The sequence below is a fragment of the Pantoea sp. FN0302 genome (genome assembly GCF_050113775.1).
GTDB lineage: Bacteria > Pseudomonadota > Gammaproteobacteria > Enterobacterales > Enterobacteriaceae > Mixta > Mixta alhagi.
In genome coordinates, this window is record NZ_JBNJSM010000002.1 from 354286 (window position 1) to 366474 (window position 12189).

Genomic DNA, 12189 nt, shown 5'->3' on the forward strand with positions numbered 1-12189 from the left:
ATGGCGAATCCGATGTTAACGCTTAGCAAGGTCAGCGCGCATTACGGCAAAATCCAGGCGCTGCACCAGGTTAGCCTGGAGATTAACCAGGGCGAAATCGTCACGCTGATTGGCGCGAACGGAGCGGGAAAAACCACTCTGTTGGGCACCCTGTGTGGCGAGCCGCGCGCCTCTGAAGGCACCATTACCTTTGATGGCAAAGCGATCACCGACTGGCAAACGGCACGCATTATGCGTGAGGCGATTGCCATCGTGCCGGAAGGACGCCGGGTGTTCTCGCGGATGACGGTGGAGGAGAATCTGGCGATGGGCGGCTTCTTCGCCAGTCGCCAGCAATACCAGCAGCGAATTGCGCAGGTTTACGAGCTGTTTCCACGTCTGCATGAGCGGCGCATTCAGCGTGCGGGCACCATGTCGGGCGGCGAACAGCAAATGCTGGCGATTGGTCGTGCGCTGATGAGCCAGCCGCGACTGCTGCTGCTGGATGAGCCTTCGCTGGGGCTGGCACCGATTATCATTCAACAGATCTTCGATACCATTGAGCAGCTGCGTCAGGAGGGCATGACTATCTTCCTGGTGGAGCAAAACGCCAATCAGGCGTTAAAGCTGGCCGATCGCGGCTACGTACTGGAGAACGGTCACGTGGTGCTGGAAGACAGCGGTGACGCGCTGCTGGCTAACGAGGCAGTCCGCAGCGCTTACCTGGGTGCCTGATATCGCACCGCAGGCAACGCCGAAGCCCGGGAAAGCTGTAAGCAGGCGTTACTCAAGTTTGAGGATGTCTTAAGCAGATGACACTGAAGCCCGAGAAAGCCGTAAGCAGGCGATACTCAAGGCCTGGGATGTCTTAAGCAGATGACGCTGAAGCCCGAGAAAGCCGTAAGCAGGCGATACTCAAGGCCTGGGATGTCTTAAGCAGACGACGCTGAAGCCCGAGAAAGCCGTAAGCAGGCGATACTCAAGTCTGAGAATGTCTTAAGCAGATGACGCTGAAGCCCGAGAAAGCCGTAAGCAGGCGATACTCAAGGCCTGGGATGTCTTAAACAGACGACGCTGAAGCCCGAGAAAGCCGTAAGCAGGCGATACTCAAGTCTGAGAATGTCTTAAGCAGATGACGCTGAAGCCCGAGAAAGCCGTAAGCAGGCGATACTCAAGACCTGGGATGTCTTAAACAGACGACGCTGAAGCCCAGGGCAAGCGGGGTTCCGGCCAGGAGTAAAGCGTCCCGCGCCATGGAAGGCGCGGGTCGAGCCGGTCATGGATGACGGTAGTTGCGTCTTTACGTAAGGCCGGAACCCCGATTGCTTCCCCCGCTCGTCCAGCGGCCTCGCTTGCGTCTCCGCCTGTCCCGCGAAATCCTTGTCGTTCAGCGCCCGTCTCCGTCCACCCAGTGCAACCTCGCCGTCATTTTTCCGTCATCTGCTGGTTATCTCACCGTCATTTTTCCGTGTCATGTTACGTTGCGAACTAAAAAAGCGTGTTGTTACGCACACCTACAATGTCACAGGAAAACGCTATGTCCTCCTTTACGTTTCGTCATACCGCCCTCAGCATGGTGCTGGGGCTGGCACTGAGCGGCAACACCCTGGCCGCGACGGAAATTCCGTTCTGGCACTCTATGGAAGGCGAATTAGGCAAAGAAGTCGACTCACTGGCACAACGTTTTAACCAGGCGCACCCCGATTATAAAATCGTACCGGTTTATAAAGGCAACTATGAACAGAGCCTGGCGGCCGGTATCGCTGCGGTACGTACCGGCAAAGCGCCGGCGATTCTGCAGGTTTACGAGGTCGGCACTGCCACCATGATGGCTTCTAAAGCGATCAAGCCGGTCTATGAAGTGTTTAATGATGCAGGCATCAAATTCGATGAATCGCAGTTTGTGCCGACGGTCGCGGGTTACTACACCGATGCGAAAAGCGGACACCTGCTGTCGCAGCCGTTTAACAGCTCCACGCCGGTGCTTTATTACAACAAAGACGCCTTTAAGAAAGCGGGCTTAGATCCCGAACAGCCGCCTAAAACCTGGCAGCAGCTGGCAAAAGATACGGCGGCGCTGCGAAAAGCGGGCATGAAGTGCGGCTACGCCAGCGGCTGGCAGGGCTGGATCCAAATTGAAAACTTCAGCGCCTGGCATGGTTTGCCGGTGGCCACCGAGGACAATGGTTTTGGTGGCACCAGCGCCGAGCTGATTTTCAATAAGCCGGAACAGGTGCGCCATATCGCCATGCTGCAAGAGATGAACAAAAAAGGGGACTTCACCTACTTTGGCCGTAAGGATGAGTCTACCGAAAAGTTCTATAACGGCGACTGTGCGATTACCACCGCCTCATCCGGCTCGCTGGCAGATATTCGTCAGCATGCCAAATTCAATTATGGCGTTGGCATGATGCCGTATGACGAAAGCGTGCCTTCCGCGCCGCAGAACGCCATTATCGGTGGGGCCAGCCTGTGGGTAATGCAGGGCAAAGACAGCGCCACCTACAAAGGCGTGGCGGAGTTTTTACAGTATCTCGCCCTGCCGGAAAACGCTGCCGAATGGCATCAGAAAACCGGCTATCTGCCCATTACCCGCGCCGCTTACGATCTGACGCGCCAGCAGGGCTTCTATGAGAAGAACCCAGGCGCGGATATCGCCACGCGTCAGATGCTGAATAAGCCACCGTTGCCTTTCACCAAAGGCTTACGCCTCGGCAATATGCCGCAGATCCGCACCATTGTTGATGAAGAGCTGGAAGGCGTCTGGAGCGGCAGCAAAACGCCGCAGGCCGCACTGGATTCTGCCGTCCAGCGCGGCAACCTGCTGCTGCGTCGTTTCGAACAACAGGTGAAGTAAGCAGATGCCGGGCCGCTGCGGCGGTCCGGCTATCACCTCATCCTGTCACGCACCGCTTGTGCCGATCTGTTATGGAATTACTGCATGTCGAGTTCTCGTCCCGTTTTCCAGTCACGCTGGCTTCCCTGGGTACTGGTTTTCCCTCAGCTGCTTATAACCCTGATCTTTTTTATCTGGCCAGCCGGCGAAGCGCTCTGGTACTCAGTACAAAGCGTGGATCCCTTTGGCTTTTCCAGTACCTTTGTCGGGCTGGAGAACTTTAGCCGATTGCTGGATGACAACTATTATCTTGAATCCTTCTGGACCACGTTGATCTTTAGCGCGCTGGTGACCGGCTTTGGGCTGGTGATTTCGCTGCTGTTCGCCGCGCTGACGGATCATGTGCTGCGCCTGAAACGCTTTTATCAGACGCTGCTGCTGCTGCCCTATGCGGTTGCGCCAGCTATCGCCGCCGTGCTGTGGATGTTTTTATTTAACCCCGGCATCGGGTTGATCACCCACTTTCTGCAGAGCATCGGTTACAACTGGAACCACGCACAGAACAGCGGCCAGGCGATGTTTCTGGTGGTGCTGGCCTCGGTATGGCAGCAGATCAGCTACAACTTCCTGTTTTTCTTCGCTGCGCTGCAATCGATCCCGCGTTCGCTGGTTGAAGCGGCCGCGATTGATGGCGCGGGGCCGGTACGTCGCTTCTTTCATCTGTCGCTGCCGCTGATCGCGCCGGTCAGCTTCTTTCTGCTGGTGGTAAACCTGGTTTACGCCTTCTTTGATACCTTCCCGGTGATTGACGCCGCCACGCAGGGCGGACCGGTACAGGCCACTACCACGCTGATTTATAAGATTTATCGGGAAGGTTTTGCCGGTCTCGATCTCTCTTCATCGGCGGCGCAGTCGGTGGTGCTGATGTTCCTGGTGATTGTCTTAACCATTATTCAGTTCCGCTATGTCGAACGTAAGGTGCGTTATCAATGATTGAGAATCGTCGCGGGCTGGATATTTTCAGCCACGTTATGCTGGCGTTAGGCATTCTGACCATTCTGTTCCCGCTCTGGGTCGCCTTTGTGGCCGCCACGCTGGATAACCAACAGATTTTTCAGGTGCCAATGAGCCTGGTGCCGGGCACTCAGTTATGGCACAACCTGCGTGAGATTTGGCTGCACGGCGTCAGCAGCAATAGCGCGCCAATGAGCGTGCTGTTGTTTAACAGTACGCTGATGGCGCTGGGTATTACCTTCGGCAAAATCACCGTGTCGATGCTTTCCGCTTTTGCGCTGGTCTGGTTTCGCTTTCCGCTACGCAACCTGGTGTTCTGGATGATTTTTATCACGCTGATGCTGCCGGTTGAGGTGCGTATTTTCCCTACGGTGGAGGTGGTAGCTAACCTTCAGCTACTCGATAGCTACAGCGGCCTGACGCTTCCGCTGATGGCCTCAGCGACCGCCACTTTTCTGTTCCGTCAGTTCTTTATGTCACTGCCGGATGAGCTCATGGAGGCGGCGCGCATCGATGGGGCAGGCCCGATGCGCTTCTTCCGTGACATTGTGCTGCCGCTGTCACGTACCAACCTGGCGGCGCTTTTTGTTATCACCTTTATCTACGGCTGGAACCAGTATTTGTGGCCGATTCTGATTACCAGCGAAACAAAAATGGGCACGGCGGTCGCAGGCATTCGCAGCATGATCTCTTCAGGCGAAGGCACGACCCAATGGAATCTGGTGATGGCGGCAATGCTGTTAACGCTGATCCCGCCGGTAGTGGTGGTAATGGTGATGCAGCGGGCGTTTGTGCGTGGTTTGGTCGAGAGTGAGAAATAAACTATGGCAGCAGTAACCCTTCAGGCCGTTACCAAGTCTTATGACGGCAAGCAGCAAATTATTCAGCCGCTGGACGTGGTGATAGGCGACGGCGAATTTATGGTGATGGTCGGGCCTTCCGGCTGTGGTAAATCGACGCTGCTGCGTATGGTCGCCGGGCTGGAGCGCGTTACCAGCGGTGACATCTATATCAATACGCAGCGGGTCACGGAGCTGGAACCAAAAGATCGCGGCATTGCGATGGTCTTCCAGAACTATGCGCTCTATCCGCATATGACGGTTGAAGAGAACATGGCCTACGGCCTGAAAATTCGCGGCATGGGACGCGAGCTGATCCGCCAGCGGGTGCTGGAAGCGGCACGCAGTCTGGAGCTGGATGCGCTGCTGAAAAGGCGGCCGCGCGAGCTTTCTGGTGGTCAGCGTCAGCGCGTGGCGATGGGGCGTGCAATTGTGCGCGAACCGGCGGTATTTCTGTTTGATGAGCCGCTCTCTAACCTGGATGCGCGGCTGCGCGTTCAGATGCGCCTGGAACTGCAGCTGTTGCATCGTCGGCTGCGTACCACCAGCCTGTATGTCACCCACGACCAGGTGGAGGCGATGACGCTGGCGGAACGCGTGATGGTGATGAATAAAGGCGTTGTCGAACAGGTCGGCACGCCGGTTGAGGTTTATGAGCGTCCGGCAACGCGCTTCGTCGCCAGCTTTATCGGCTCGCCAGCGATGAATCTGCTGGAAGGCAGCTTTAGCCGCGACGGCAACGCGTTTGTTCTGGGCGATAATCTGGCGCTGCCGCTGGCCGTGGCGAAAACCCAGTGGGCGAATCAGGCGGTGACGCTGGGCATTCGCCCGGAACATATCAAGCTCAGCAGTCGCGAGGCGGGCGGCATTCCGCTGGTTGTCGAAACGCTGGAGATCCTTGGCGCAGATAATCTGGCGCACGGAAAGTGGGGCGACCAGCGCCTTGTGGTACGCTTGCCGCATCTTGAGCGTCCCGCACCAGGCAGCACCCTATGGCTGCATCTGCCTGTGGAGGCGCTGCATTTTTTTTCAGCTAAACAGGGAGCGCGTCTGGAATGAACAAAGAGTGGCCTTATCCTCATATTGTTGCCCATCGCGGCGGCGGCAAGCTGGCACCGGAAAACACGCTGGCGGCAATTGATACCGGTGCGCGTTACGGTCATACCATGATTGAGTTTGATGCCAAACTGTCGCGCGATGAGCATATTTTCCTGCTGCACGACGATACGCTCGATCGCACCAGCAACGGCTGGGGCATTGCGGGTGAGATGCCGTGGCATCAGCTGGCTCAGTTGGATGCCGGCGGCTGGTTTAGCTCAGCGTTTAGCAACGAGCGCCTGCCGCTGCTGGAGGCCGTTGCGGCGCGTTGCCGCCAGCATCATCTGATGGCGAATATTGAAATCAAGCCTACCACCGGTTATGAGGCGCAGACCGGAAAAGCGATCGCGCTGGCGGCGCGTGAGCTGTGGCAGGGGGAAACCGCGCCGCTGCTTTCGTCATTTTCTGTGGTGGCGCTGGAGGCGGCGATGCAGGCCGCGCCGGAACTGCCGCGCGGCCTGCTGCTGGACGAATGGCATGAAGAGTGGCAGGCAATGACCCAGGCGCTGGATTGTGTCTCTGTTCACCTGAATCATCGCTTGCTGGATGCGGAGCGTACTGCCGCAATTAAACAGGCTGGGCTGAGAATTTTGGTTTACACCGTGAATCAGCCCGAACGTGCGCGGACGCTGCTGGAGTGGGGCGTGGATGCGATCTGTACCGATCGCATCGATATTATTGGCCCCGATTTTTAAAGATTACTGCGTGTTGTTCTGATAAACCGGCGGCGGCGTATTGCTGCCGGGCTGCGACTGTAAAACGCGCTGCTGCGTGTTGTTCCGCTGTTCTTGCATGCGACGCTGCATTTGCTGCGTCTGCTGCTGCTGATCCATACGTAACTTGTTTTGCTGCTGCGTTTGACGCGTTTGCATCTGGGTTTGCAGACGCTGCTGGCTTGGGTTGTAACCCGGCTGGTTAGGGTTGTTGTTGTTCAGCGTATTCGCCATGCCGCTTAGCGGCAGCAGAGCGATAAAAATCATCAGTAGTTTTTTCACTTGCTGTTCTCCTTCATTGGCAACGCGGCGGAGACGACGCCAGAGCGGCATCGCTGTGTGTTGCCCAATCTAAGTTTAACTCACCTTCCGCGATCGGCCTGTCACTGGATGCTAATTTGCGTTAAGGCTCGCTTTTTATGCTTATTTTGTGCAAGTTTAAGAAAAGTAAACACAATGTAAACACAACAACAAAGGTGATGGTATGCAGAAAAAAGTAAAGGGATGGCGGCTTACAGCTGCGTTGCTGACGCTGCTTTGGGGCGGATCGGCGCTGGCGCTGGTACAAAATGCCCCACCGGTTTCCTATGGTATCGAAGCGGATACCTTCCATCCGGTTCGGGCGAAGCAGGGGATGGTAGCATCAGTGGATGAGACCGCCACGCAAATTGGCGTGGATATTTTGCGTCAGGGCGGCAATGCGGTGGATGCCGCCGTGGCGGTGGGTTTTGCGCTGGCGGTAACCCATCCGCAGGCGGGCAACCTGGGCGGCGGGGGCTTTATGCTGCTGCGCACCGCTTCTGGCCGTACCACGGCTATCGATTTTCGTGAAGTGGCACCCGCTCGCGCCAGCCGGGATATGTTTCTGGATAAACAGGGTAATGCGGACAGCAAACTTTCCCTGACCTCGCCGCTGGCTTCCGGTACGCCCGGCACGGTGGCGGGCTTTGCGCTGGCCGCCCAAAAATACGGTACGCTGCCGCTAAGTCAGCTGGTACAGCCTGCCGTTGAGCTGGCGCGCAAGGGTATCATTGTGAACGATGCGCTGGCTGACGATCTGAATAGCTATGGCAAAGAGGTGTTGCTGTCGCATGAAAACAGCAAAGCTATTTTCTTTAAGCCGGACGGCACGCCTTACCAGAAAGGCGAACGTCTGGTGCAGGCGAATCTGGCACACAGCCTGTCGCTGATTGCACAACAGGGAGCGGACGCCTTCTACAAAGGGGAGATTGCCGATCAGATCGCCGCAGAGATGGCGCAGCACGGCGGGCTGATTAGCAAAGCGGATTTAGCCAGCTACCGCGCCGTAGAGCGCCAGCCGATTAGCGGCAGCTATCGTGGCTATCAGGTCTTCTCCATGCCGCCGCCCTCATCCGGCGGTATTCATATTGTGCAGATCCTGAATATCCTGGAAAACTTCGATCTGGCAAAAATGGGCTTCGGCAGCGCTGACGCGATGCAGGTAATGGCTGAAGCAGAAAAATATGCCTACGCCGATCGCTCGGAATATCTGGGCGATCCCGATTTTGTTAAGGTGCCGTGGCAGGCGCTCACCAGCAAAGCCTATGCGAAATCGCTGGCGCAGCAGATTGATATTGCCAAAGCGCGGCCTTCAACAGAGATCAAGCCGGGCCAACTGGAGCCGTATGAGAGCAACCAGACCACGCACTTTTCGGTGGTGGATAAGCAGGGCAATGCGGTCGCGGTGACCTATACGCTGAATACTAATTTCGGCAGCGGTATCGTGGCGGGCAAAAGCGGTATTCTGCTGAACAATGAGATGGATGACTTTTCCGCTCGTCCGGGCACGCCAAACGTTTATGGCCTGGTCGGCGGAGAAGCCAACGCCGTTCAGCCAGGCAAGCGTCCGTTGTCATCCATGTCGCCAACTATTGTGGCGAAAGATGGCAAAACCTGGCTGGTTACCGGCAGTCCGGGCGGCAGCCGCATTATCACCACCGTGCTGCAAATGGTGGTTAACAGCATCGATTTTGGCATGAATGTGGCTGAAGCCACCAATGCGCCACGATTCCATCATCAGTGGCTGCCGGATCAGCTACGCGTTGAGAAAGGTTTCAGCCCGGATACGCTTAAATTGCTGAGTGCGAAAGCACAGAACGTCGAAGTATTGCCAGCGATGGGCAGTACGCAAAGCATTATGATCGGGCCTGACGGCATGCTGTACGGCGCGTCCGATCCACGCACGGTAGATGACCTAACGGCAGGGTATTAATGGTACACCGTGTCGGAAAACTGCGCTCCGGCACGGCGTAAAAGATAAACATAAAAAGAAGTTATCGAAAATCCGTCTAATAAATGGAATCTTCTTGATGTGATGCATATGATTTGTAGCATCGTTATTATCAGTGAGGTGAAGGTATGACTATTACAACAATCATCAGCCACACCTTTAATCAGGAAGCTTCAAAGGCGAAAAAGTTCTCTCAGAATGGCCCAGTTTATATTACCGATCGCGGTAAAATTGCATATGTATTATTGAACCGGGAAGAGTTTAAAAAGCTCAGCGGTTCACGCAGAAGTATTCTTGATGACTTGCAGATGCCGGAAGCGGCTGTTATAGATTTTTAACCTGAGCGTGGGGATATTATTAACCGGGACCTTGATTTCTGATGCGTTATTTACTGGGTGCGAATGTTTTTTCAGAATTAAGAAAAACAGGGGCGCCAAAAATTAAAAATTTTATCGATATAGGGCCTGGCTTACTTGACCCCTGGGAAATCAAATAAGATCGCTTTCCTTTAACGCTTACGCAATCGCGCCATATAGTGTACGTCTACCCGTTCGCCCGCCCGTAATGCATAGTCACGCGCCGTGCCTTCAGTCACAAAACCGAATTTCTGATAAAGCGCCAGCGCCGCGTCATTATCGGTATACACCGTCAACTCAATACGTTCTACGGCCAGCCAGTTATCGCATAAATCAATCATGGCACGCATAAGCGCCTGCGCCACGCCTTTACCACGCTCATTGGCATCAACCCCGAGGCCAAAAGAGGCGCTGTGGCGGCGGCGTGGAGACTGATTAACCTCTAACGTTAAATTACCCACAACACGCTCCTCCATGCAGGCAACCAACGCATAGTGACCAGGCTGTTGGTGGGCGATGCGCTCTTGCCACATAGCCAGTGAGGGATAGGGAATCTGCAAAGTGTCCCGGAAGCTGCTTTCCTGTGCATAAAGCTGTTGCAGGGCGTGCGCATCCTGCGGTTCTACGTGACGTACAACAATCTTGCTCATATTATCCCTCCGTTATCTGGCCGTTTTATCAGTTACATTCGCGTGGTTGCGTTAAAAAATCAATAAAATTAAGCGTATGTTTTAATGGAATCTTTCATTATAAAAAAGTGAGACGAATGTCCAATGATATAAAATGAATGTTGATTTGCTGCGGTAATAGCGTTATTGATCTTTCTGGATGCATCAGATGAATTTTAAAAGGCAACCACAGGTTGATTAAGATAACGCGTAACACCCCCCGCTAATTAAACGCTATCTGGCCTTTCATGCATTATAAGTTGTTGAGATTACGGAGTGACGTAAACTTCGGTTGGGTATTATTTTGTGCTAATTAACTGGCCCGCTAAAGGGTGCTATTAATGCATTAAGGGTAGAGAGTTACCCTAATGTTTAATTATTTTAATTGTCATTATTTATGTTATTAATTTTATTAACCGCAAGGTATGGACAACCTGTCATGAAAAATGCAAAACAAGGAAGCTTACGCCTGATGACGCCGGGCGAAATCAACATGGCTAAAACAATATTTGGTAATGCGATTGTTTACTCTCGGGTTTGGATCCACTACGGCAGCTATTTTCCTTTTGGCCTGCAGAGCCAAAATGTAGCGATGGCGCCCAACGGGGAGATATACATGCGTGACTATTTCTATGCGCATGACTTCTCAGCGATTTCCGACATTGGTAAACAACATACGTTTATCCATGAGCTGACCCATGTCTGGCAATATCAGAAAGGGATGTGGGTCAGAACCCGCGGGCTTTTTAGTTGGGCGGCCAATTATGATTATGATTTTACTGAAAATAAATATTTACATGATTACACTATGGAACAGCAGGCGCAGATAGTGGCTGATTATTTTTTGCTTTATCGATATGGCTATGGCCTGTGGCTTAAGTCACTTCCATCTATTGGGACTTTTACAGGGGAAGCTCACCCAAACATCAAAACGGATTATGAGCGTGTGTTAACCCATTTTCTCAGGCAGAGATAATCATGCGAAAATTACTCTTTATAGCAGCCGCCTTGCTGCTAAGCGGCTGCCCTGGTCCAGGCGACTATTTCCATCCTGACTATCCTGCTCAAGTGACGATTAAAGATAATAAACCATGTGTAACCGTACAACCGGAGGGAGACGAGGAGGTTTACGCCATACACATCTATGAAATGGCAGGTATGGCCCGTGAAAAGCTTTTTATACCTAAGTCTTACACTGTTCGTGCCGATGAGTGTCTGGATATCGCTGCTTACCCGTTTCGGCTTGATACCGCTTATGTATTTTCCGTTGTTCTGAGTTCAGAAAAGAAATTCAAAAAGAAGCATTTTCCCTGGGGCAGAGGCTTTGTTACCCGCTTCCGTCTTTCTGAGGGTGCACATGGATTGCAGGTCGAGGAAGTTGAGCCGGAGCCGCCAAACTGGAATCTGCCTGCGAGATCGTCAGATGAGTTCGAGCTTATCTCACCAGAGCAGCAGTAAAAAAGCTTTACAGATACGAATGATAATGATTATTATTGCCATGCACTCCAGCGAGACCCGTATCGGACTCCCTGCGAAAGCACGACATTGCTCACATTGCTTCCAGTATTTTTTTAGCCAGCCACAAGCTGGCTTTTTTTTGCCCTGCATTTGCCAAAGTGCTTAAACCTCTTCGCACACCTCTTCATTTTTTTTGAACAGAGGCGTGAAGTTTTTCAGCTATCATTCCATCCGCTCCGGCCCCAGACTAGAAAAAACGTTGAGGAGCATTGAACATGATTTACTTACGTAAAGCTGAAGAGCGCGGACATGCTAACCACGGCTGGCTGGACAGCTGGCACACTTTTTCATTCGCCAATTACTACGATGCCAATTTCATGGGCTTCTCGGCGCTGCGGGTAATTAACGAAGATGTTATTGCTGGCGGTCAGGGATTTGGTACGCATCCCCATAAAGATATGGAAATCCTGACTTACGTGCTTTCCGGCACCGTAGAGCATCAGGACAGCATGGGCAATAAAGAGCAGATCCCGGCGGGCGAGTTCCAGATTATGAGCGCCGGTACCGGCGTACGTCATTCTGAATATAACGCCAGTAGCAGTGAGCCGCTGCATCTGTATCAGATCTGGATTATCCCGGAAAGCACCGGCATTGAACCGCGTTACGACCAGCGACGCTTTGCCGATGTTACAGGTCGTCAACTGATCCTTTCGCCGGATGCCCGTGAGGGTTCGCTGAAGGTCTATCAGGATATGACGCTGTCGCGCTGGGTACTGAAAGCGGGTGAAAGCGACACCATTGCGCTGGATCCGTCACGTCGCATCTGGATCCAGGTGGTAAAAGGCGAAGTGCAGGTAAATGACCAGCCGCTCGCCACCAGCGACGCGCTGGCAATCTGGGAAGAGAGCACGCTGATGCTACAGGCGAGCAGCGACGCAGAGATCCTGCTGTTCGATCTGCCTCCGGTTTAAGCCAAA

13 protein-coding genes are annotated in these 12189 nt (G+C 53.6%); 11 read left to right on the top strand and 2 right to left on the bottom strand.

Annotated elements, in window-relative coordinates:
* From livF to ugpQ, 6 genes are all read left to right on the top strand, one after another.
* A complete protein-coding gene (gene livF, locus ACQE32_RS12245) occupies positions 1–714 on the top strand; it encodes a high-affinity branched-chain amino acid ABC transporter ATP-binding protein LivF (protein ID WP_250651482.1) in 714 nt (237 codons plus the stop codon).
* An 802-nt stretch (positions 715–1516) separates the two neighbouring features.
* The gene (gene ugpB, locus ACQE32_RS12250; protein WP_426974001.1) at positions 1517–2836 is read left to right on the top strand and encodes a sn-glycerol-3-phosphate ABC transporter substrate-binding protein UgpB; all 1320 of its coding nucleotides are present in this window, start codon (positions 1517–1519) and stop codon (positions 2834–2836) included.
* 84 nt (positions 2837–2920) lie between these two features.
* Positions 2921–3808: a sn-glycerol-3-phosphate ABC transporter permease UgpA gene (gene ugpA, locus ACQE32_RS12255; RefSeq protein ID WP_250651484.1), complete on the top strand. Its 888-nt coding sequence runs from the start codon at positions 2921–2923 to the stop codon at positions 3806–3808.
* Positions 3805–4650 carry a sn-glycerol-3-phosphate ABC transporter permease UgpE gene (ugpE, locus tag ACQE32_RS12260; RefSeq protein ID WP_250651485.1) on the top strand — a complete coding sequence of 282 codons (846 nt, stop codon included), beginning with the start codon at positions 3805–3807 and terminating at the stop codon, positions 4648–4650. The genes ugpA and ugpE overlap by 4 nt, the downstream gene beginning before the upstream one ends.
* A 3-nt stretch (positions 4651–4653) precedes the next feature.
* On the top strand, positions 4654–5727 hold the full coding sequence (locus tag ACQE32_RS12265; RefSeq protein WP_426981267.1) for a sn-glycerol-3-phosphate import ATP-binding protein UgpC: 1074 nt from the start codon (positions 4654–4656) through the stop codon (positions 5725–5727).
* The gene (gene ugpQ / locus ACQE32_RS12270; protein ID WP_250651487.1) at positions 5724–6461 is read left to right on the top strand and encodes a glycerophosphodiester phosphodiesterase; all 738 of its coding nucleotides are present in this window, start codon (positions 5724–5726) and stop codon (positions 6459–6461) included. The genes ACQE32_RS12265 and ugpQ overlap by 4 nt, the downstream gene beginning before the upstream one ends.
* A 3-nt stretch (positions 6462–6464) precedes the next feature.
* Here the strand turns inward: ugpQ and ACQE32_RS12275 are convergent, their stop codons facing one another.
* Positions 6465–6761, bottom strand: a complete 297-nt coding sequence (locus tag ACQE32_RS12275) for a DUF2756 domain-containing protein (protein ID WP_426974003.1) — start codon at positions 6759–6761, stop codon at positions 6465–6467.
* Positions 6762–6963: 202 nt separating this feature from the next.
* Between ACQE32_RS12275 and ggt the strand changes: the two genes are divergently transcribed.
* Complete coding sequence (gene ggt / locus ACQE32_RS12280; RefSeq protein WP_427021858.1) at positions 6964–8712, top strand: gamma-glutamyltransferase; 1749 nt, start codon at positions 6964–6966, stop codon at positions 8710–8712.
* Between the two features lie 146 nt (positions 8713–8858).
* Positions 8859–9068 carry a type II toxin-antitoxin system Phd/YefM family antitoxin gene (locus ACQE32_RS12285; RefSeq protein ID WP_426974005.1) on the top strand — a complete coding sequence of 70 codons (210 nt, stop codon included), beginning with the start codon at positions 8859–8861 and terminating at the stop codon, positions 9066–9068.
* A 170-nt stretch (positions 9069–9238) separates the two neighbouring features.
* On the opposite strand, the gene ACQE32_RS12290 is transcribed toward ACQE32_RS12285, so the two are convergent.
* Positions 9239–9736 carry a GNAT family N-acetyltransferase gene (locus tag ACQE32_RS12290; RefSeq protein WP_426974006.1) on the bottom strand — a complete coding sequence of 166 codons (498 nt, stop codon included), beginning with the start codon at positions 9734–9736 and terminating at the stop codon, positions 9239–9241.
* A 457-nt stretch (positions 9737–10193) separates the two neighbouring features.
* Here ACQE32_RS12290 and ACQE32_RS12295 point away from each other — a divergent pair, with 457 nt between their 5' ends.
* From ACQE32_RS12295 to ACQE32_RS12305, 3 genes are all read left to right on the top strand, one after another.
* Positions 10194–10730, top strand: a complete 537-nt coding sequence (locus tag ACQE32_RS12295; protein ID WP_426974007.1) for a type IV secretion protein Rhs — start codon at positions 10194–10196, stop codon at positions 10728–10730.
* Positions 10731–10732: 2 nt separating this feature from the next.
* Positions 10733–11212: a putative T6SS immunity periplasmic lipoprotein gene (locus ACQE32_RS12300; protein WP_426974008.1), complete on the top strand. Its 480-nt coding sequence runs from the start codon at positions 10733–10735 to the stop codon at positions 11210–11212.
* 275 nt (positions 11213–11487) lie between these two features.
* Positions 11488–12183: a pirin family protein gene (locus ACQE32_RS12305; protein ID WP_250651491.1), complete on the top strand. Its 696-nt coding sequence runs from the start codon at positions 11488–11490 to the stop codon at positions 12181–12183.
* Positions 12184–12189 lie beyond the last annotated feature (6 nt).

Coding starts and splice junctions, on each gene's coding strand:
- livF (WP_250651482.1), top strand. CDS start 1: ATGGCGAATCCGATGTTAACGCTTAGCAAGGTCAGCGCGCATTACGGC.
- ACQE32_RS12285 (WP_426974005.1), top strand. CDS start 8,859: ATGACTATTACAACAATCATCAGCCACACCTTTAATCAGGAAGCTTCA.
- ugpE (WP_250651485.1), top strand. CDS start 3,805: ATGATTGAGAATCGTCGCGGGCTGGATATTTTCAGCCACGTTATGCTG.
- ggt (WP_427021858.1), top strand. CDS start 6,964: ATGCAGAAAAAAGTAAAGGGATGGCGGCTTACAGCTGCGTTGCTGACG.
- ACQE32_RS12265 (WP_426981267.1), top strand. CDS start 4,654: ATGGCAGCAGTAACCCTTCAGGCCGTTACCAAGTCTTATGACGGCAAG.
- ugpQ (WP_250651487.1), top strand. CDS start 5,724: ATGAACAAAGAGTGGCCTTATCCTCATATTGTTGCCCATCGCGGCGGC.
- ACQE32_RS12300 (WP_426974008.1), top strand. CDS start 10,733: ATGCGAAAATTACTCTTTATAGCAGCCGCCTTGCTGCTAAGCGGCTGC.
- ACQE32_RS12295 (WP_426974007.1), top strand. CDS start 10,194: ATGAAAAATGCAAAACAAGGAAGCTTACGCCTGATGACGCCGGGCGAA.
- ACQE32_RS12290 (WP_426974006.1), bottom strand. CDS start 9,736: ATGAGCAAGATTGTTGTACGTCACGTAGAACCGCAGGATGCGCACGCC.
- ugpB (WP_426974001.1), top strand. CDS start 1,517: ATGTCCTCCTTTACGTTTCGTCATACCGCCCTCAGCATGGTGCTGGGG.
- ACQE32_RS12305 (WP_250651491.1), top strand. CDS start 11,488: ATGATTTACTTACGTAAAGCTGAAGAGCGCGGACATGCTAACCACGGC.
- ugpA (WP_250651484.1), top strand. CDS start 2,921: ATGTCGAGTTCTCGTCCCGTTTTCCAGTCACGCTGGCTTCCCTGGGTA.